General features: G+C 40.5%; 19 protein-coding genes. 18 read left to right on the forward strand and 1 reads right to left on the reverse strand.

Annotation, left to right across the window (positions count from 1 at the left end):
• Window positions 1-248 precede the first annotated feature (248 nt).
• The 3 genes from purE to purB are packed head-to-tail and all read left to right on the forward strand — an operon-like array spanning window position 249 to window position 3,163.
• The gene (gene purE / locus FGQ66_RS11485; RefSeq protein ID WP_005876453.1) at window positions 249-737 is read left to right on the forward strand and encodes a 5-(carboxyamino)imidazole ribonucleotide mutase; all 489 of its coding nucleotides are present in this window, start codon (window positions 249-251) and stop codon (window positions 735-737) included.
• Window positions 730-1,854, forward strand: coding sequence for a 5-(carboxyamino)imidazole ribonucleotide synthase (gene purK / locus FGQ66_RS11490; protein ID WP_138302464.1), 1,125 nt, complete (start codon window positions 730-732; stop codon window positions 1,852-1,854). Before purE ends, purK begins: the two co-directional genes overlap by 8 nt.
• Window positions 1,855-1,867: 13 nt before the next feature.
• Window positions 1,868-3,163, forward strand: a complete 1,296-nt coding sequence (gene purB / locus FGQ66_RS11495) for an adenylosuccinate lyase (RefSeq protein ID WP_005876456.1) — start codon at window positions 1,868-1,870, stop codon at window positions 3,161-3,163.
• Window positions 3,164-3,304: 141 nt separating this feature from the next.
• On the opposite strand, the gene FGQ66_RS11500 is transcribed toward purB, so the two are convergent.
• On the reverse strand, window positions 3,305-3,679 hold the full coding sequence (locus FGQ66_RS11500) for a hypothetical protein (RefSeq protein ID WP_005876458.1): 375 nt from the start codon (window positions 3,677-3,679) through the stop codon (window positions 3,305-3,307).
• Between the two features lie 254 nt (window positions 3,680-3,933).
• Between FGQ66_RS11500 and purC the strand changes: the two genes are divergently transcribed.
• From purC to FGQ66_RS11575, 15 genes are all read left to right on the forward strand, one after another.
• Window positions 3,934-4,650 carry a phosphoribosylaminoimidazolesuccinocarboxamide synthase gene (gene purC / locus FGQ66_RS11505; protein WP_138302465.1) on the forward strand — a complete coding sequence of 239 codons (717 nt, stop codon included), beginning with the start codon at window positions 3,934-3,936 and terminating at the stop codon, window positions 4,648-4,650.
• A gap of 29 nt (window positions 4,651-4,679) precedes the next feature.
• Entirely contained in the window at window positions 4,680-4,934 is a 255-nt protein-coding gene (gene purS / locus FGQ66_RS11510) for a phosphoribosylformylglycinamidine synthase subunit PurS (RefSeq protein WP_005876462.1), read from the forward strand.
• Window position 4,935: 1 nt separating this feature from the next.
• Window positions 4,936-5,610 (forward strand): phosphoribosylformylglycinamidine synthase subunit PurQ, encoded by a 675-nt coding sequence (gene purQ, locus FGQ66_RS11515; RefSeq protein ID WP_138302466.1) that lies wholly within the window; start codon window positions 4,936-4,938, stop codon window positions 5,608-5,610.
• A gap of 1 nt (window position 5,611) precedes the next feature.
• Window positions 5,612-7,834: a phosphoribosylformylglycinamidine synthase subunit PurL gene (gene purL, locus FGQ66_RS11520; protein WP_138302467.1), complete on the forward strand. Its 2,223-nt coding sequence runs from the start codon at window positions 5,612-5,614 to the stop codon at window positions 7,832-7,834.
• Window positions 7,819-9,258 (forward strand): amidophosphoribosyltransferase, encoded by a 1,440-nt coding sequence (gene purF, locus FGQ66_RS11525; RefSeq protein WP_081133439.1) that lies wholly within the window; start codon window positions 7,819-7,821, stop codon window positions 9,256-9,258. The genes purL and purF overlap by 16 nt, the downstream gene beginning before the upstream one ends.
• 23 nt (window positions 9,259-9,281) lie before the next feature.
• Window positions 9,282-10,328, forward strand: coding sequence for a phosphoribosylformylglycinamidine cyclo-ligase (gene purM, locus FGQ66_RS11530; RefSeq protein ID WP_138302468.1), 1,047 nt, complete (start codon window positions 9,282-9,284; stop codon window positions 10,326-10,328).
• The gene (gene purN, locus FGQ66_RS11535; protein ID WP_138302469.1) at window positions 10,325-10,915 is read left to right on the forward strand and encodes a phosphoribosylglycinamide formyltransferase; all 591 of its coding nucleotides are present in this window, start codon (window positions 10,325-10,327) and stop codon (window positions 10,913-10,915) included. Before purM ends, purN begins: the two co-directional genes overlap by 4 nt.
• A complete protein-coding gene (purH, locus tag FGQ66_RS11540) occupies window positions 10,912-12,447 on the forward strand; it encodes a bifunctional phosphoribosylaminoimidazolecarboxamide formyltransferase/IMP cyclohydrolase (protein WP_138302470.1) in 1,536 nt (511 codons plus the stop codon). Before purN ends, purH begins: the two co-directional genes overlap by 4 nt.
• Before the next feature lie 16 nt (window positions 12,448-12,463).
• Window positions 12,464-13,738, forward strand: a complete 1,275-nt coding sequence (gene purD / locus FGQ66_RS11545; RefSeq protein ID WP_138302471.1) for a phosphoribosylamine--glycine ligase — start codon at window positions 12,464-12,466, stop codon at window positions 13,736-13,738.
• A 114-nt stretch (window positions 13,739-13,852) separates the two neighbouring features.
• On the forward strand, window positions 13,853-14,767 hold the full coding sequence (locus tag FGQ66_RS11550) for an aldo/keto reductase (RefSeq protein ID WP_081133444.1): 915 nt from the start codon (window positions 13,853-13,855) through the stop codon (window positions 14,765-14,767).
• 94 nt (window positions 14,768-14,861) lie between these two features.
• The gene (locus FGQ66_RS11555; RefSeq protein ID WP_138302472.1) at window positions 14,862-16,112 is read left to right on the forward strand and encodes a hypothetical protein; all 1,251 of its coding nucleotides are present in this window, start codon (window positions 14,862-14,864) and stop codon (window positions 16,110-16,112) included.
• Between the two features lie 230 nt (window positions 16,113-16,342).
• On the forward strand, window positions 16,343-17,320 hold the full coding sequence (gene guaC, locus FGQ66_RS11560) for a GMP reductase (RefSeq protein ID WP_005876481.1): 978 nt from the start codon (window positions 16,343-16,345) through the stop codon (window positions 17,318-17,320).
• A gap of 242 nt (window positions 17,321-17,562) precedes the next feature.
• Window positions 17,563-18,987 carry an aminotransferase-like domain-containing protein gene (locus FGQ66_RS11565; RefSeq protein ID WP_138302473.1) on the forward strand — a complete coding sequence of 475 codons (1,425 nt, stop codon included), beginning with the start codon at window positions 17,563-17,565 and terminating at the stop codon, window positions 18,985-18,987.
• Window positions 18,988-19,440: 453 nt separating this feature from the next.
• Window positions 19,441-20,550 carry a pyruvate dehydrogenase (acetyl-transferring) E1 component subunit alpha gene (pdhA, locus tag FGQ66_RS11570; protein ID WP_005876485.1) on the forward strand — a complete coding sequence of 370 codons (1,110 nt, stop codon included), beginning with the start codon at window positions 19,441-19,443 and terminating at the stop codon, window positions 20,548-20,550.
• 2 nt (window positions 20,551-20,552) lie between these two features.
• Window positions 20,553-21,530: an alpha-ketoacid dehydrogenase subunit beta gene (locus tag FGQ66_RS11575; protein WP_104660269.1), complete on the forward strand. Its 978-nt coding sequence runs from the start codon at window positions 20,553-20,555 to the stop codon at window positions 21,528-21,530.
• The last annotated feature ends 2 nt before the right edge of the window (window positions 21,531-21,532 follow it).

A 21,532-nucleotide genomic window follows, 5' to 3' on the forward strand; every position in this document is an offset into this window, starting at 1 on the left:
ACGAAAATTGCTTTTCAAATTTTTGTGAATTTCGCTTATTTCCGAAGGAGTTGCTTCTGCTCCCACCGTTTATTCGGAGTTAGAGTCTGTGGCAAAACTGATTTTTAGTTTTGTCCCACGCTCTATATTTTTGCTCTAGATAAAACACGAACGATTTTACAAATTATTTAGATAATATTCGAAAATTCTTTGACAACAAAAAAACTCATTGCTAAAATATGGATGTAAAAGAGAGAGAGGAGAAAGACATGAGTGCAACGGTTTCTGTGATTATGGGAAGTACCTCCGATTGGGAGACGATGAAAAATGCTTGTGACATTTTGGATGAATTCGAGATTCCTTACGAAAAAAAGGTGGTGTCTGCACATCGGACACCTGATTTGATGTTTCAATATGCGAAAGAAGCACGTGAGAGAGGAATCAAAGTGATCATTGCCGGGGCAGGTGGTGCTGCTCATCTACCGGGGATGGTGGCTTCTCAAACGACACTACCAGTTATTGGTGTGCCGGTACAAACACGAACATTGAATGGATTGGATTCGCTACTATCCATTGTTCAGATGCCTGGAGGAGTGCCGGTTGCAACGACGGCAATCGGAAAAGCAGGGGCAATTAACGCTGGACTACTTGCGATAGAGATGCTTTCAATGTATGATTTAAAGTTGGAGGCTAAATTAGCGCAACGACGCTCAATGTTAGCAGAAACTGTTATAGAAAGTAGTGATCAACTTGGTTAAACCTTTGTTGCCTGGATCAACGATCGGGATCGTCGGTGGCGGTCAGCTTGGCCGCATGATGGCGTTCAGCGCGAAAGAAATGGGCTTTAAAGTAGGTGTTCTTGATCCTGTAATTGATTGTCCAGCTGCACAAGTGGCAAATTGGACGATTCAAGGAACCTACGATGACACGTTTGCACTAGAAGAACTTGCTAGAAGAACAGATGTTATCACTTATGAATTTGAGAATGTCAGTGTCGAAGCACTTAATGCGATTTTACCAATGTCATTTATCCCCCAAGGAACGGATCTATTGGCTATCACACAGGACCGGCTGTTAGAAAAGTCCTTTTTGGAAACAAACAACATCGTCATCGCTCCTTATGCGACAATCGTTAGCCCAACGGATATCCAAGATGCAATTGACGGGATCGGGTATCCTTGTGTATTGAAAACAACGCGAGGAGGATACGATGGAAAAGGACAATATGTATTGAGAAGTCGCACAGATCTTGCTCCAGCGATGGATCTGTTAAGAGAAGGGACTTGCGTATTGGAAGCATGGATCCCTTTTGAAAAAGAAATCTCGATCATGGTAGCAGGGAATGGTCAAGGCGAATATAGTACATTTCCAGTAGTTGAAAATATCCATCGTAACAATATTTTACACGAAACGATTGCACCAGCTCATGTTTCTAGTGAAGTAATCGAAGAAGCAGAGCGGATCGCTCGAGTAATTGCCGAAGCAGTGAGCTTGTCGGGCGTTCTAGGTGTCGAGTTGTTTTTGACGAAATCAGGTGGATTATACGTGAATGAACTAGCACCACGTCCGCACAATTCAGGACATTACTCCATCGAAGCTTGTTCGATGAGTCAGTTTGATGCCCATATCCGTGGAATTTGTGGTTGGCCGTTGAGTGACAAAGTTCGTTTGCTCAGCGATGCAGTCATGGTAAACGTATTAGGAGAACAATTGCTTGAAAGTTATCATCTCATCGACAAGAAGCCTGACTGGCAATTTCATTTTTATGGTAAATCACAAGCGAAAAAAGGACGTAAAATGGGACATATCACCATTTTGACTGAAGATATCCAACAAACATTGGATGAAATAAAGAAAACCAATATTTGGGATTAAAGGAGAATAATTGATGCTAGAACGTTATACACGACCTGAAATGGGCAATATCTGGACAGAACAAAATAAATATCAAGCATGGCTTGAAGTGGAGATCTTAGCTGATGAAGCTTGGGCCGAATTAGGAGAAATCCCTAAAGAAGATGTACAAAAAATCAGAGAACATGCTTCATTCGATATTGACCGGATTTTAGAAATCGAAAAATCGACACGTCATGATGTTGTGGCCTTCACACGTGCAGTTTCGGAAACGTTAGGTGAAGAGAGCAAGTGGGTCCATTACGGATTGACAAGTACAGATGTTGTCGATACAGCTTATGGCTATCAGATCAAACAAGCAAATGATATTTTAAGAGAAGATTTGAAACGTTTTACAGCAATTATTGGCGAAAAGGCAAAAGAACATAAGTTGACAGTCATGATGGGGAGAACGCATGGGGTACATGCTGAACCAACGACTTTTGGTTTGAAATTGGCTACTTGGTATTCTGAAATGAAGAGAAATATCGAACGTTTTGAACATGCTGCCAAAGGAGTGGAAGCTGGCAAAATCTCTGGTGCAGTGGGTACGTTTGCCAACATCCCGCCTTTTATCGAAGAATATGTTTGTGACAAGTTGGGTATTCGCCCACAAGAAGTGTCTACACAGGTTTTACCACGGGATCTACATGCAGAATATTTTGCAACAATGTCCTTGATTGCAACGAGTATCGAGCGTTTTGCGACGGAGATACGAGGATTGCAAAAATCTGAGACACGAGAAGTAGAAGAGTTTTTCGCTAAAGGTCAAAAGGGGTCCTCGGCAATGCCTCATAAGCGAAACCCGATTGGATCAGAGAATATGGCTGGGTTGGCGAGAGTGATCCGCGGTCATATGGTCACGGCGTATGAAAATGTATCATTGTGGCATGAAAGAGATATCTCACATTCTTCAGCAGAACGCATCATTTTACCTGATACGACGATCTTATTGGATTATATGTTGAATCGTTTTGGGAATATTGTTAAAAATCTAACGGTTTTCCCTGAAAATATGAAACGAAATATGTCTGCTACGTTTGGCTTGATCTATAGCCAACGTGTCATGCTCAAATTGATCGACAAGGGTATGACAAGGGAAGAAGCTTATGACTTGGTGCAACCAAAAACGGCATATGCTTGGGACAACCAAGTACAATTCCGTCCGTTATTAGAAGAAGATCCAGCCATTACTTCGGTTTTATCGAAAGAAGATATCGATGACGCGTTTGATTATCGTCATCATTTGAAAAATGTGGATGTGATTTTTAAACGGGTAGGATTAGAATAAACAACGAATAGTTGAATATAAAAAAGTTACTGCATTGCAACGATCACTAGATCGATTGTGAACTATCAGAATAACCAAAAAGGGTACGACAAACGGATTGTCGTACCCTTCTTTTGTATTTATAACTGTAAGGTTCAAAAACTACGCGTAAACAGCGTGATCTCCATAAGCAAAATGTTGTGTATGAAGTAGCTGTAATAATTCTTCAATAAAAGTATAAGTGAATTCTTGTTGATCGTAGGTTACTTGAATTCGATAATGGTTTTTAAAAAGTCTTTGTTCATGAATTTGGCAGATGACCAAATGATGCTTCGTGTTTGTTTGGAACTGAAACGTTCTTTTACGGCATTCCGTTCGTCGTTTAGCCGCACGGCGGATTTTACGGAAGGTATAAAAGCTCGTATCTTTGTTACATAAATAGACATCTTTGATTGAGAGCAAGTCATTATACAGACGGGCTTTCTCTTCTGGTGATAATTCAGATAAAAAACGTTTGGCATAGGTTGACTCTTCCATTCAATTACCTCCTTGAACAAAGTATCCAAGTTTATTTAATTCTACTATAGCACCATTTTTTATCTGTGTAAACGCTTGTCAAGATTTTCCATCAGCTTTAAAAGATAAAAACACGAACATTAGATAATTTTAATGGTGAAAATGTACATATTTTTATTGATTGATCTGACAAGCCTTGTTAAAATCAAAAGTGAAAACACGAACAAAAAGAAGCGGTTTACTGATGAACGTAAAGTAACTAAGGAGATGGAACTGTGGATAAAAGAGATTTGCTCTATGAAGGAAAAGCCAAGAAAATGTATCGTACTAGTGATGAAGAAGTGATTTGGATCGAGTATCTCGATCAAGCTACTGCGCTTAACGGTGCAATGAAAGATGAGATCGTTGGTAAAGCAGAACTGAACAATCAAATCACAAGTAAGATATTCAATTATCTAAACGAGCAAGGTATTGAGAATCATTTTATTAAACAACTATCAAAACACGAACAATTAGTAAAAAAATTAAATATCATTCCTTTAGAAGTAGTCGTGCGTAATGTCGCTGCAGGGAGCTTTTCTAAACGTTTGGCGATACCAGAAGGACAAACGTTACCTCAGCCCATCGTTGAATTTTATTACAAAAATGATCAACTAGATGATCCATTTATCAATGATGAACATGTTTTGTTTTTGAAGGTAGCAACGATGTCGGAAATTGCTGAATTAAAGGAACAAGCAAAACGAGTGAATGATGCTTTAGTACCATTGTTCAAACAGATCGGCTTACAACTGATCGACTTTAAATTGGAATTTGGCAAAACCAGTGATGGAACTATTCTTTTAGGAGATGAGATTTCTCCTGACACGTGTCGCCTTTGGGATCTAGAAACGGAAGCCCACATGGACAAAGATGTTTACCGCCGAAAAATCGGTGAGATCGTTCCTGTATATCAAGAAGTATTGAATCGCTTAGAAAAAATCAATCAATAAAAAAACAATGGGTAAAAGGAGAAAAGCACATGTATTTTGTAAAAGTCTATGTCACCTATAAAGATTCTGTTTTAGATCCTCAAGGAGAAGCGGTCAAGAATGCCGTTCATCGTTTAGGGTATGACACTGTAGAAGAGATTCGAATCGGCAAATACTTCGAGATCCAAGTCTCTGCAGAGAAACAGGCAGTTGAAGAAACGATCGAAGCAATCTGTGACAAATTGTTGGCGAATGTCAATATGGAAACGTATCGTTATGAAATCGAACAATTGGAGGAAATCTAATATGAGATTTGCTGTGGTCGTCTTTCCTGGATCAAATTGTGATGCAGATATGTTATGGGCAATACGTGAAATCATGGGTGTCGAAGCCGATTACGTTCGTTATGATGAAACTTCATTAGCAGGTTTTGATGGTGTTTTGCTTCCTGGTGGATTCTCCTATGGCGATTACTTGCGTTGTGGAGCGATTGCCCGTTTTTCATCGATCATGGAAGAAGTGATTCGTTTTGCCGATGAAGGAAAACCAGTTTTTGGTACCTGTAACGGTTTCCAAATATTGACGGAAGCAGGCCTGCTTCCAGGTGTCTTGAGAAGAAATGATTCTTTACGCTTTATCTGTAAGTCAGTGCCGTTAAAAGTGAATAACCAGACACCTTTTACTTCGAAATATGAGGCCGATGAAGTCATTCAGTTACCTGTAGCACATGGGGAAGGAAATTATTTTTGTGATGAAGAGACCTTACAGGAATTGAAAGAAAACAATCAAATTGCCTTTACTTACGCTACTGAAAATATTAATGGCAGTGTAGCAAATATCGCAGGGATCACGAATAAAAAGGGGAATGTACTAGGGATGATGCCTCATCCAGAAAGAGCGATGGAAGAATTGTTGGGTTCAGAAGATGGAAAACGATTTTTTGCTTCAATGATCAAGAACTTTGGAAAGGTGACTGTTTGAAATGAAAACATTAAGTGAACCAAGTGCTTTAGAAATCAAAGAGAAAAAAATCTATTCACAGTGGGGATTGACTGATGAAGAATATCGCATGATCGAAGAAGATATTCTAGGAAGAATGCCTAACTATACAGAAACAGGTTTGTTCTCTGTGATGTGGAGCGAACATTGTTCTTATAAAAACTCGAAGCCCATCTTACGTAAATTCCCAACAAGCGGTCCGCAAGTCTTACAAGGTCCTGGTGAAGGGGCTGGAATCGTTGATATCGGTGATGGTCAAGCAGTTGTTTTCAAAGCGGAAAGCCATAACCATCCTTCAGCAGTTGAACCTTATGAAGGTGCAGCTACAGGAGTTGGAGGAATCATCAGAGATATTTTCAGTATGGGCGCACGACCAATCGCCATTCTAGATTCATTGCGTTTTGGTGAGCTAGATAATTCACGTACGAAATATTTATTAGATGAAGTTGTAGCTGGTATCAGCGGTTATGGAAATTGTATCGGTATCCCAACTGTTGGTGGTGAGATTGCTTTTGATCCATGTTATGAAGGGAATCCATTAGTTAACGCAATGTGTGTAGGCTTGATCGATCATCAAAATATCCAAAAGGGACAAGCTTCGGGAGTCGGGAATTCAATCATGTATGTTGGTGCAAAAACCGGTCGCGATGGTATCCACGGTGCGACATTTGCTTCTGAAGAGTTCAGTCAAGAAGAAGAACAACAACGTTCAGCTATTCAGGTAGGCGATCCATTTATGGAAAAACTTTTATTAGAGGCTTGTTTAGAACTTGTTTTAGATCATGCCGATATCCTAGTGGGAATCCAGGACATGGGGGCTGCTGGCTTGGTCTCTTCAAGTTCTGAGATGGCGTCTAAAGCTGGTTCGGGTTTGGTGCTGAGTTTAGATGATGTCCCACAACGGGAAAGCCATATGACACCTTATGAAATGATGCTTTCTGAATCACAGGAACGGATGTTGATTTGCGTCAAAAAAGGCGCAGAAGCACAAGTGAAAGAGTTATTCAAAAAATATGATCTAGATGCTGTGACGATCGGTAAAGTGACAGATGATGGACTTTATCGTCTATACCATCATGGGGAAGAAGTAGCGAATTTACCAGTTGATGCGTTGGCAGAAGATGCACCAGTCTATGAGAAGGAAGCAAAAGAACCTGCTCGGATCAAAGAATTCAAAGAATTGGGTCAATATCAGCCAGTGATCACTGATCCTAACGAAGTATTACTTGATCTATTACGTCAGCCAACGATTGCTTCGAAACATTCGATTTATGAAACGTATGATTCACAAGTACAAACGAATACAGTGGTCAGACCGGGAAGTGATGCAGCAGTTTTACGGATTCGTGGCACAGAAAAGGCATTGGCGATGACTACTGACTGTAATGCTCGCTATATCTATCTGAATCCTGAAATCGGTGGGCAGATCGCTGTAGCAGAAGCAGCAAGGAATATCGTTGCAAGCGGTGGGCAACCACTAGCAATCACAGATTGTTTGAATTATGGCTCTCCAGATAAACCAGAAGTATTCTGGGAATTAAAAACATCTGCTGAAGGTATCTCTGAAGCGTGCAAAGTATTAGGAACGCCCGTTATTTCTGGAAATGTTTCTCTCTATAACGAAACAGATGGTCAAGCAATCTATCCAACGCCGATGATCGGAATGGTCGGCTTGATTGAAAAACAACAGAATATCACGACACAAGAATTCAAAGAAGCGGGGGATCTTATCTATCTGCTTGGTGAAACTTACGAGGACTTCAATGGCAGTGAACTCCAAAAATTACAATTAGGAAAAATCCAAGGAGATATCGAACACTTTGATTTGACGATTGAAAAAGAGAACCAACAAATAGTGTTAGCAGCGATTAAGGCTGGAGTAGTCGCAAGTGCGCATGATTGCGCAGAAGGCGGGGTAGCGGTTGCCTTGGCAGAAGCAGCTTTTCCTAAAGGATTCGGCTTAGACGTACGGACGACAATGACAACAGCGCAACTATTCTCTGAAACACAGTCAAGATTCGTTTTGACGACTTCGCCAGAGAATAAAGCAGCTTTTGAAACAATCGTAGGCGAAAAAGCGACATTGATCGGGCAGGTAACCACGGAAAAAAGAATCACCATCCAAGCTTCTGATGGGAAAATCGATGTGGCTACTCAAGTTGCCTACAGAAACTGGAAGGAAGCGATCGAATGCCTTATGAAGTAAAGAGTTTAAATGAAGAGTGCGGGGTATTTGGCGTATGGGGGCATTCAGACGCTGCGAGTATCACTTACTTTGGTCTTCATAGTTTGCAACATCGTGGGCAAGAAGGAGCCGGGATCGTATCGAATGATCAAGGGAAACTGTTAGGTCATCGAGATCTCGGATTGCTTTCGGAAGTGTTCAAAGATCAAAGAAAATTAAAGGCGTTATCGGGTGAGGCTGCGATCGGACATGTCCGTTACGCAACGGCGGGAAATGGAAGTGTCGATAATATCCAGCCTTTCCTATTTAAATTTTATGATCAGTCAGTTGGTCTAGCGCACAATGGTAACTTAACGAATGCACGCTCACTACGAACAGAATTAGAAAAAGATGGAGCGATCTTTCATTCTAATTCTGATACTGAAATACTGATGCATTTGATACGCCGAAGTGGTGAGCAGACGTTTCTTGGCAAACTAAAACATGCGTTGAATGAGGTGAAGGGTGGTTTTGCTTATCTTTTACTGACAGAAGACGCCATGATTGCGGCTCTTGATCCTAACGGTTTTCGTCCGCTTGCGATTGGACAAATGAAAAATGGTGCGTATGTGATTGCTTCGGAAACTTGTGCTCTGGAGGTAGTGGGTGCCAAGTTTGTGCGTGACGTTCGTCCAGGAGAAATCGTGATCATCGATGATTCAGGTTATCGTATCGAAACGTATACAAAAGATACGCAACTAGCCATCTGTTCAATGGAATATATCTATTTTGCGCGCCCCGATTCCAATATTGCAGGGGTCAATGTCCATACAGCGCGTAAGAATATGGGACGGAATTTAGCAAAAGAAGCGTTAGTCGATGCTGACATGGTAGTTGGTGTTCCTAATTCATCTTTGTCTGCTGCTAGCGGCTATGCTGAAGCAAGTGGTATTCCTTATGAAATTGGTTTAGTCAAAAACCAATATATTGCACGCACATTCATCCAACCAACCCCTGAATTGAGAGAACAAGGTGTCCGGATGAAACTCTCAGCAGTTCGCGGTGTGGTCGAAGGAAAGAGGATCGTGATGGTCGATGATTCGATCGTTCGAGGAACGACGAGTCGGCGGATCGTTCGTTTGCTGAAAGAAGCAGGGGCGAAAGAAGTCCATGTCCGGATTGCTTCACCACCATTGAAATATCCATGTTTTTATGGCATCGATATCCAAACAAGAAAAGAGCTGATTGCAGCGAATCATAGTGTAGAAGAAATCAGACAATGTATTGAAGCTGACTCACTTGAATTTTTAAGTGAAGAAGGATTGATCCAAGCAATCGGTCTAGCGGAGGATGCTCCATATTCTGGTTTGTGTATGGCTTATTTCAATGGAGATTATCCTACTCCACTCTACGATTACGAAGAAAAGTACCAGGAATCATTAAAAGAAAAAGTATCGTTTTTTTGATTATTAAGGAGGACACGAACGAGATGGGAAATGCTTATGCGAATGCGGGTGTGAATGTCGAAGCAGGTTATGAAGTAGTCGAAAGGATCAAAAAGCATGTCAAAAGGACAGAACGACTTGGTGTAATGGGGGCTCTTGGCGGTTTTGGCGGGTGTTTCGAGCTTGGCTCATTCAGCCATTTGAAGGAACCGGTCCTAGTTTCTGGTACAGACGGTGTGGGAACGAAATTACTCTTAGCGATCGAATCTGGGATACACGATACGATCGGAATTGATTGTGTAGCGATGTGTGTGAATGATATTCTTGCGCAAGGTGCTGAACCACTCTATTTTCTGGATTATTTGGCAACAGGAAAGAATTCTCCAGAAAAGTTAGAAAAAGTCGTAGCGGGAGTAGCTACTGGCTGTGTTGAGGCCAATATGGCTCTGATCGGCGGCGAAACAGCGGAAATGCCGGGGATGTACACGGAAGACGAGTATGATCTTGCTGGTTTTGCGGTAGGTATCGCTGAAAAAGCGCAATTGATCACAGGAAAAGCAATCAAAGCTGGGGATGTCCTTCTTGGCTTGCCCTCTAGTGGTATTCATTCTAATGGCTATTCATTGGTGCGCAAAATCTTCTTTGAGAAACACGCTTTTTCATTATCTGATACGATCAGCGGATTATCAGAACCGCTTAGTACAGAGTTGCTAAAACCTACAAAAATCTATGTTTCTTCACTATTACCTATTATGAAAGAGCAAAAAATCAAAGGTGCAGCTCATATCACTGGTGGTGGGTTTGTTGAAAATATCCCCCGCATGCTGCCTGAAGAAACAGCGGCTCGCATCCAACTAGGTTCTTGGCCGACATTGCCGATCTTCGATTGTTTGGAAAAATACGGAGAAATACCAACGAAAGAAATGTATGAAATCTTTAATATGGGGATCGGGATGGTATTAGCAGTAGAAGCCACCGAAGCTGATGAAATCATGGAGAAAATACAAAAACAAGGGGAAACTGTTTATCGTATTGGAGAAGTCGTGCCGTTAGAAACAGAAAAAGTGGAATTTGTTGAGGCAAGAAGATGAGAATCGCCGTATTTGCTTCGGGAAATGGCAGTAATTTTCAAGCGTTGGTTGAGTATTTCCGTGAAAAAGGGTTAACAGATCAATTTGTGTGGCTTTTTTGTGATCAACCGAATGCATACGTTTTAGAACGTGCGAGTAAACTGGATATTTCGACAAGTATATTTTCTCCAAAAGAATTTCAGTCGAAAAAAGCATACGAAGAAAAAATATTGGAATATTTGTTGGACAAAGAAGTAGATTTGATTGTTCTAGCAGGATATATGCGGATCATCGGTTCTACTTTACTAGATCAATATGAATCACGGATCATCAATATCCATCCTTCTTTATTACCTGATTTTCCAGGATTACATGGTATTCGTGATGCGTTTGAAGCAGGAGTAAAGAAAACAGGAGTGACGATCCATTACATTGATAAAGGTGTTGATACTGGTCCGATCATTTGTCAAGAAAGTGTAGAGATCAAAAAAGGGGATACACTGGAAGAGTTAGAAAGACGGATCCATCAAGTAGAACATCGAATCTACCCAAAAGTGATAGAACAAGTTGTAAAAGAAATGAAGACGATGGAGGCTCATATAAAATGACAAGAGCATTAATAAGTGTGTCAGATAAAAAAGGCGTTATTGCGTTTGCTGAAGGGCTAATAGAAAATGGCATTGAGATCATCTCTACTGGTGGGACGAAGAAAGTGCTTGATGAAGCAGGTATTCCCACGATTTCAATTGAAGAAGTAACGGATTTTCCTGAGATGATGGATGGTCGTGTCAAAACTCTTCATCCAAAGATTCATGGGGGATTGTTGGGTCGTCGAGATCTAGCTAGTCATATGGAGGCCATGGCAGCTTCGCAGATCACGCCAATTGATTTTGTCTGTGTCAATTTATATCCATTTAAAGAAACGATCATGAAATCCGGTGTAACGGAAGAAGAAGCAATTGAAAATATCGATATTGGTGGACCAAGTATGTTGCGTAGCGCAGCTAAAAACCATCAGTTTGTGACAGCAGTCGTTGATCCTGCAGACTATCCTGTGGTTCTTTCGGAATTGAAGGAACAAGGGGGAACGTCCCTTGCAACGAGAAAAAAATTAGCTGCAAAGGTATTTCGCCATACTGCTGCATATGATGCTTTGATCGCACAGTATCTAACTGGTCAAGTAGCTGAACGCGAACCAGAAAAATTGACGCTTACCTTTGATCGAAAACAGGATCTTCGCTATGGAGAAAACAGTCATCAAAAGGCAGCGTTTTATGAAACGGCATTGGCGGAAAGTTATTCGATTGCTCAAGCACAACAACTTCATGGAAAAGAATTGTCCTTCAATAATATTCGTGATGCGGATGCGGCGCTACGGATCATGCGAGAGTATCAAGAACCGACTGTTGTTGCGTTGAAACATATGAACCCTTGTGGGATTGGTTCTGCTTCAACGATTTTTGCTGCTTGGAATGCTGCTTATGAAGCAGACCCTGTATCGATTTTTGGCGGAATCATCGTTCTCAACCGAGAAGTAGATCTGCCTACAGCTGAAGCGATGCATAAGCTTTTTCTAGAAATCATCATTGCACCATCGTTTACACCAGAGAGTTTAGAAGTATTGAAGACGAAGAAAAATATTCGGTTGCTGACTGTTGATTTTACTGTGAAAGAGTCCACGTATACGGAAGAAACGGTTTCTGTTTTAGGTGGATTATTAGTCCAAGACGAAGATGTTGCGATGGAAGAGAAACAAGATTGGCAAGTAGTGACTGATCGAAAACCTACTGAAAAGGAACTAGCTGCTATGGCTTTTGCATGGCGAGCGGTGAAACATGTGAAGTCAAATGCGATTGTTTTGGCAAATGAACATCAAACAGTAGGAATCGGTGCGGGACAAATGAATCGTGTGGGTTCTGTTAAGATCGCTATTGAACAAGCAGGAGCTAAGACCAAGGATGCGGTGTTAGCAAGTGATGCTTATTTTCCAATGGATGACTCTGTCGAATATGCCGCAAAACACGGAATCAAAGCGATCATCCAGCCAGGGGGAAGTATCAAAGACCAAGCATCCATCGATATGGCAAATAAATATGGTGTGGCAATGGTATTTACTGGTGTACGTCATTTCAGACACTAATACAAAGGAGTAGCAGATGAATATATTGATCATAGGTGCTGGTGGCAGAGAGCATGCGATAGGAAAGAAAATAAAACAGAGTCCGAAAGTTAACAAGGTCTATTGTGCACCTGGTAATCCAGGGATGACCATCGATGGCATCGAACAAGTAGATATCCATGAACTGGATCATCAAAACTTGATTGAATTTGCCAAAAAAAATCAGATTACTTGGACGTTCGTTGGCCCAGAACAACCATTGTTGAATGGGATCGTCGATGACTTCCAAGCCGCTGGGCTAAAAATTTTTGGTCCAACTCAATCTGCGGCGATAATCGAAGGGTCGAAAAGTTTTGCAAAAGAACTGATGGGGAAATTTGGCATCCCTACAGCTGAATCAGAGAACTTTACGACTTTTGCAGCTGCAAAACAATATATCGAAGAACAAGGGGCACCTATCGTTATCAAAGCGGATGGACTAGCTGCTGGTAAAGGTGTCGTAGTTGCTTTGACAGTGGAAGAAGCAGTTCAAGCTGCGAAAGAAATGTTAGAAGATCATCGCTTTGGAGACAGCGGAAAATTGATCGTTGTTGAAGAATTTTTATCGGGAGAGGAATTTTCTTTACTGGCATTCGTCAATGGGAATGAGATATATCCGATGCCGATCTCACAAGACCACAAACGGGCATACGACGAGGATCGAGGTCCAAATACAGGCGGAATGGGGGCATATACGCCAGTGCCACAAATCGCCGACGAGTTAGTGGAAGAAGCGATTCAGAAAATCCTTCAGCCAGCTGCTGATGGAATGGTAGAACTGGGACGTCCGTTCGTTGGTATTTTGTATGCTGGGTTGATTGCAACACCAACGGGGCCCAAAGTGATTGAATTCAATGCAAGATTTGGAGACCCTGAAACGCAAGTCGTCTTATCCCGTTTGAAAAGTGACTTTGTCCAAGTAATTGATGAATTGCTTAAAGGGCAGGCACCAAGTGAACTTGTATGGGAGAATGAGGGGTATAACGTGGGTGTAGTTGTTGCAGCTGAAGGGTACCCGGGTGACTACTTAAAAGGGATGCCGCTCCCTGATTTTTCAACTGAGGATGTGACCGTCTATTATGCAGGCGTAAGGAAAGAAGAGGGTAATTTAGTTGGATCAGGTGGGCGAATCTATTTGGTGGAGAGTTTTGGTAAAACCTTGACTGAGGCAAGAACAAACATCTACACAGCGCTTGCGGCAAAAGATACGAATCAGACATTCTATCGGACAGATATTGGAGCAAAAGGGCTACGCGTAACATCGAAAAGTTGAGAATAGGACAAGACACCGTATTTTTCTGGAGAATAGAAAAATACGGTGTCTATTTTTAAAGCCTTTTCATTAAAGTTGTGGTAAAATTATCCCGAAAAGAAAGGAAGTTTTGAGATGAAACAGATTCAATTGGGTGCATCAAGTCAGATGGTTTCCTCTGTTATTCTTGGTTGTATGCGAATCAACGGAGCAAAGGATCCAGTAAAGGTGATTGAAACAGCTTACGATAATGGAATCAATTTTTTTGATCACGCCGATATTTACGGAGGCGGAGAATGTGAATCGATTTTCGCCGATGCTTTGGCAAAAACGTCACTTAAACGAGAAGACTTATTTATACAGACAAAGTGCGGGATAGTTCCTGGTGTTATGTTCGATTTTTCAAAAAAACATATCATTGAATCAGTAGAAGGAAGCCTTCAACGTCTGAAAATGGACTATGTAGATGCGCTTTTACTCCATCGTCCAGATACTTTAGTCGATCCTAGCGAAGTGGCTGAAGCGTTTGATGAGTTAGAAAAATCAGGGAAAGTTCGCCATTTTGGTGTCAGCAATCAAAAACCGATGCAAATCGACTTGCTTAAGAAGTATGTGAAACAGCCATTACTAGCCAATCAATTGCAATTTGGCTTAAAGCATTCTGGAATGATCGATCAAGGAATCCATGTCAATATGACTGATGATGGAAGCGTTGACCATGACGGTAGTGTATTAGATTACTCACGCTTGAATGATATGACTATCCAGGCGTGGTCTCCTTACCAATACGGATTTTTTGAAGGAGTATTTATTGGAAATGAAAAATTCCCTGAGTTGAATCAAGCATTGGATAACTTAGCTGAAAAATACGGAACGACTCCGACCGGTTTAGCAGCGGCGTGGATCTTGCGCCATCCTGCAAATATGCAAGTAATTGCTGGGACGATGAATCCTGGAAGGATCGAAGAAATTGCGAAAGCGTCAGAAATCCAATTAACGCGCGAAGATTGGTATGAACTTTATCGTGCAGCAGGAAATATCCTTCCTTAAACAATATGGAGCCGTTAGTCAGTTGAGGTTGATCTAACGGCTTTTTTACATAGAATAAAAAAACACATAAACAAATAAAGAAAGGAAGAAGAACATGGCGACACATAAAGAACTGTTGAAAGCAGAGAAAAAAGCATTGAACAAGCTTTTTGTGAGGGAACTTTCCAATGTTAGGAAAGAAACTCATGAACTTGATCAACTACAAAAAGCGATCGTGGTCCACGTTAATTATGGGAATAGCAAAGATAGAACAACTTTAGAGCAAAAATACGTAGATAGTCAGGTCGTTGATTTGTTGAACCAATATAGGAAAAAGATAGATGATCATTTGCCGAGATTACGCAGGGTGAAACAAATTGAAAAAGATATCGATTACGCCAAAAAATATTCCTATTATCAGGGTAGCCATACATTCAAAAGACTGAACTATGAAGAAGGGTGGGCTACATGGAAATTAGAGAATGCTGAAGGAATATACTATCCTCCTCCGTTGAAAAAGTATATCGAGCGTTTGAATACCACTTATGATGATGTTCACCTAAATACAGTTATACCTGTACATCCAATGAAAAATAAACTATATCCAGGTACATATACCAAAAACAATTCCCTTAGCCGAAGAGTCCTACATACGCAAAAAGCTCGATTGAATAAAGAAGTGAAAGAACAAATAAAAGTGATTGAAATAAGTAAAAAGGAGTTAGATGAAATTAACGCAAAAATTCTCAACAGCTGTGAAAACATTGGCAAAACGATCAGTGAGCTTGAAGCATTGGAGTATCAGAATTTGTGTGTCAAGCAAAGCGAGTGTTTTGTTACATACATCGATCAATTTGTGGCTCTGGATCAAGTAAGAACTAAGCTTCATCAAACAAGAATAGCGTTGGTACATCATACATCTTTGAATACAGAGAATAAAATAAAGTATATCAATGCTAGTCAAACACTCAAAAAAGTCAACTACACACAGGATTCGTTTGCTGGAAATCTTCAATTGGCGCTTAAAAAGTATCAATCTCCCCAAATCCTTGAATTTTATGATGTTTATACGAATCGAAGCAGTCGAGAGAGAATAGCTAAAGCATTAAAAAAAATGGGCAAGCTTTTAGCGAAAGTCGATAAAGAAAAAGAAGTTGTCGAGAATACGCAAGCGCCAAAAATAGAGCGAGGAACTCTTAATCATCCGGTGATAGAACGTGCTCAAAGTAATCAGTCGATCAACTCTCGGCGACTTGGTGTCGTCATCAATCAAGCAGTCGCTAACAGCACGAATGAGTCCTATATAAAAAGAAATCGGGAAACGGCTAAAAAAGTTGACCAACCTGATAGGAGCTCGACGCTTTAAGAGCACGGGTCGCTCATTTTTATAATCAACTACATAAATACCCTTAAAAACGAACAATGGGCAAAAAAACAAAATCTGTGGGAAAATGCTGATTCTGTTTTTTTTGTTTGCTTTTTCTCTTGATTTTTTATTTCAATTAGGTTAAATTACATAGGGCGCTAAAAATAAGTGCTTTGAAAGTAAATAATGTTCGTGTTTTACCGTATTCGAACATCAGGAGGATCATGTCAATGAAAGTATTTGATTACGAAGATATCCAACTAATTCCTAATAAATGTATCGTGAATAGCCGTTCAGAGTGTGATACGACCGTTACTCTAGGAAAACACACATTCAAGATGCCTGTAGTGCCGGCGAACATGCAGACGATCATCGATGACTCGATTGCAGAATTTCTAGCAGAAAATGGCTATTTCTATATCATGCACCGTTTTGATGAAGCGGCAAGAATCCCATTTGTCAAAAAAATGAAGGAACGCCAATTGATTAGTTCGATCAGTGTCGGGGTGAAAAAGGAAGAATATTCTTTTGTAGAAGAGTTAGCCAAACAAGGATTAGCACCAGACTATATCACGATCGATATTGCACATGGTCATTCAAATTCTGTCATTGAAATGATCCAACATATCAAAGCGCATTTGCCAGAAACTTTTGTGATTGCTGGAAATGTTGGTACGCCAGAAGCAGTCCGTGAATTAGAGAATGCCGGTGCTGATGCCACGAAAGTCGGCATTGGACCTGGGAAAGTATGTATCACTAAGATTAAAACAGGCTTTGGTACTGGTGGTTGGCAACTGGCGGCTCTTAGATGGTGCGCAAAAGCAGCAAGAAAACCGATTATTGCAGATGGTGGTATTCGTACGCATGGTGATATTGCGAAATCAGTTCGCTTTGGTGCAACGATGGTAATGATTGGCTCGCTTTTTGCAGGACATGAAGAATCACCTGGAGAAACTAAAGTGGAGAATGGTGTCGTATATAAAGAATATTTCGGTTCTGCATCAGAGTTCCAAAAAGGTGAAAAGAAAAATGTCGAAGGTAAGAAAATTTGGATCCAACATAAAGGATCATTAAAAGATACGCTGATTGAAATGCAACAAGATCTACAGTCTTCGATCTCCTACGCAGGTGGAAGAGACCTTGAAGCTATTCGAAAAGTAGATTATGTAATCGTGAAAAATTCGATTTTCAACGGAGATACGATCTAAAGAAGATCAATGAAATAAAAACGGAAATAGCAGAAAGTGGTCTTCAATAAATAAGAAAAAATTCAGAGGAGTTGTTTTTCAAATTCCTAAGAATCTTATGTTATTGACACAAAGCAGTGGTTAGCTCCGATTTAGAGGGTGCGACAAAGGTGACTTTTCCTTTTGTCGTGCTCTTATTTTTTATTTTCTGTTTCTTTCTACGGGAAATCCGTTAAAATAAAGAAAAAAACTGGAGAAAAAATATGTGGAAAGAAATAGATAAAACGAAGGGACCAATCTATCGGCAAATGATGGATCAGATAATGAAAAATATCGAAAATGGCAATCTAGCTCCTGGGGAAAGATTGCTTTCTGAGAGGAAATTGGCGGCTGCTTTTAGGACGAATCGGACAACAGTGGTACGTGCGTTGGATGAATTACGGGATCTGGGAGTTCTTACTAGTCGACAGGGAAGCGGACGCTATGTCAATCAAACGGAATGGGGGAAGTTTTCTGTTCCACGAATCAATTGGCGTGAACTTTTTTCTCAGCGCTATGAGCAAGTAGATGACTGGTATGAAGAACGGATCAAGGAAGCAAAAAAACAACCAGATTTTCTGGATCTTTTCTCCAGTGAAATGCCGAATAAACTATTGCCTGATGTACAATTTCCGGCACATACGATGGCAGAAATGATCACTGAAGAGCAAAAAATGACGGATCTAGGTTATCTTCCGTTAGTAGAAAAAATTGAAGGATATCTAAGTGACGAGTTTCAATTTGATTTTTCCCGCACACAGTTATTAGTGACGGTGGGAGGGCAACAAGCTATTTTTTTGATTTTACAAACACTTCTCTCCAATGGAGATGCAGTAGCAGTCGAATCACCTTCCTTTTTCTATCGTTTGGCTTTGTTTAGAGCAACAGGGACTCGGCTATTTGGTATTCCGATGGATGATGAGGGGATAGATTTGGCTATTTTAGAAAAGTCCATCCAAAAAAATAAAATCAAAGCTGTACTAGTCAACCCTAATTTCCAAAATCCTACCGGGAAAGTCATGTCGCAAAAACGGCGAAATGATCTAGTCGTACTGTGTAGGAAGTATCAGGTCCCGATTGTTGAAGATGATGTTTTTAGTGATCTTTCGTTTCAGGAAGTTGAAAAAAGCCCTGTTTCTATCCATTCACTCGATCCTGAAAATGTTCTATATGTTGGTTCTTTATCTAGACTACTTGGGAAGACGACAAAAATCGGTTGGATAATCGGCCCCCAAACGTTGATCTTCAAATTAGCCAAAGCACAACAAATGATGGAATTCTCCATGAGTATCTTTACACAAATTGCTGCCACTGCAGTTTTCGAAGAAAGTTATGATGCGAAACTAGCGCTTGTACGTAACCAATTGCAGGAAAAAAGTTTGTTGTTGCAGAAATGGGCACAGAAGCAGAACTTTTTCAATGTCTGGCCAATCAAAGGTGGATATTATGCCTGGGTAACATGGGAAGGAAAGAAAATGACGGCAGAAATTGCAAGTGAAGCGGTGGCAAAAGGGTTGGGCGTAGCCCCTAGTTGGTTATTTGGTCGGGAGACGAATGGGATAAGGATCAATTTCAGCAGACTTGACCAAGATCGAATGATTGTTTTTGCCAAACGAATGGAAGAATTGGCAGGTTGGTTGCAAGCATGAACTAAATGAAGGAATAAATAGTGCAACAGTTTGGAAAAAACCTGACTGTTGCTTTTTAGTTGAAAAAAATGCACATATAGGAGTAAATTAGAATATAAGTGTTTGTTTATTTTATCACTAATATCTTTAGAGGCTTTTGCTTGATTCGTGAAAAAGGTATAACAATAAGCTTTGTTTATAGTAACAGCTAGTATAGTGAAGGTAAAAAAAACAAGGGATAATGGCGAAAAAATGTAAACCGCTTTCTTGATTGTGATTGACTTCACTAATGTTGTAATAAAGCGGATATCTGTAATTTTTTTAAATCGTGAAAATTTGGGCTTTAAGCTTGTGTTTCTTAATGATACGTGATAATTTATAAATGAAGACGGTTAAATAGTGATACAGATTATATCGCTGTTTCAATCGCAGAAAGAAGAGATTTTCTTATAGATGAGAGAGGAATGTGTGATAATGGCAAACAAGAAAGCACCTATCGACTTCACTGCATTATTAGAAGAAGTCAATTCAGATTTTCCAGTATACCAAGCACTAGACCAAGATGGTAAAGTAGTAAATGAAAACCTTGTTCCTGATTTATCAGATGAACAATTAGTTGAATTGATGACGAATATGGTTTGGTCTCGTGTTTTAGATCAACGGTCAACCGCTTTGAATCGTCAAGGACGTTTAGGATTTTTCGCTCCAACAGCAGGACAAGAAGCAAGTCAGCTTGCAAGTTCATTTGCATTTGATAAAGAGGATGTATTGCTCCCAGGTTATCGTGATGTCCCTCAATTGGTTAAACATGGTTTACCTTTATCACAAGCATTCTTGTGGTCACGCGGACATGCGGCAGGAAACTTTTATCCAGAAGAATTGAAAGCTCTACCACCACAAATCATCATTGGCGCACAATATGTTCAAGCGGCTGGTGTAGCACTTGGCTTAAAGAAACGTAATAAGAAAAATGTAGTGTTCACTTACACAGGTGATGGCGGTTCTTCACAAGGAGATTTCTATGAAGCAATCAACTTCGCTGGTGCTTACCATGCCAACGCAGTATTCTACATTCAAAATAATGGTTTCGCTATCTCAACACCTCGTGAAAAGCAAACAGCTGCTAAAACATTAGCACAAAAAGCTGTTGCTGCTGGTATTCCAGGTATCCAAGTTGATGGTATGGACCCATTAGCAGTTTACACTGTATCTAAGATGGCACGCGATTGGGCAGTAAGTGGTAATGGCCCTGTGTTGATCGAAACGTTAACTTACCGTTACGGACCACATACATTATCTGGAGATGATCCAACACGTTACCGTACGAAAGATACGGATGACGAGTGGCAGAAAAAAGATCCATTGATCCGTTTCCGTAATTATTTGACTGAAAAAGGATTATGGTCAGAAGAAAAAGAAGAACAAGTCATTGAACAAACAAAAGAAGAAATCAAAGCAGCAATTGCAGAAGCTGATAAAATGCCAAAACAAAAAGTATCAGATTTCTTGAAAAATATGTTTGAAGTTTCTCCTCAAACAATCAAAGAACAAATTGCAATCTATGAAGCGAAGGAGTCGAAATAATCATGGCACAAAAAACAATGATTCAAGCAATCACAGATGCCTTAGCGTTGGAACTAGAAAATGACGAAAATGTTGTCGTTTTTGGTGAAGATGTCGGTAAAAACGGTGGGGTATTCCGTGCAACAGAAGGATTGCAAGAAAAATTTGGCGAAGAACGCGTTTTTGACACTCCTTTAGCGGAATCAGGAATCGCTGGACTTGGATTTGGATTAGCTCTTGAAGGATTCCGTCCGGTACCAGAAATCCAGTTTTTCGGATTTATTTTTGAAGCAATGGATGAAGTCGTTGCACAAATGGCACGTACAAGATACCGCATGGGCGGAACGAGAAACTTACCGATCACGATCCGTTCACCATTCGGCGGAGGTGTCCATACACCAGAACTTCACTCGGATAATTTAGAAGGATTGATTGCTCAGTCACCAGGGATTCGCGTAGTCATCCCATCAAATCCGTACGATGCAAAAGGACTATTGATTTCAGCTATCCGTAGTAATGACCCAGTCGTCTACTTGGAACATATGAAACTATACCGTTCGTTCCGCGAGGAAGTGCCAGATGAAGCGTATGAAGTACCTTTGGATAAAGCTGCTGTCACACGTGAAGGTTCCGATGTTTCGATCATCACATATGGTGCAATGGTTCGTGAAGCAATCAAAGCAGCAGACAATCTTGCAAAAGAAGATATTTCAGTAGAAATCATCGATCTACGTACGGTAGCACCATTGGATGTGGACACGATCATTCAATCTGTTGAAAAAACTGGTCGTGTTGTAGTTGTGCAAGAAGCACAAAGACAAGCTGGCGTAAGTGCACAAGTGATTTCTGAAATCTCAGAACGCGCGATCCTTTCTTTAGAGGCACCAATCGGCCGTGTTGCAGCACCAGACACTGTCTTTCCTTTTGGACAAGCAGAAAATATCTGGTTACCTAATGCTGCTGATATTGAAGCAAAAGTGAAAGAAATCGCAGAATTCTAAGA

The organism is Enterococcus sp. BSD2780061688st2 D3, from assembly GCF_005844145.1.
GTDB classification, from domain to species: Bacteria; Bacillota; Bacilli; order Lactobacillales; family Enterococcaceae; genus Enterococcus_B; species Enterococcus_B durans.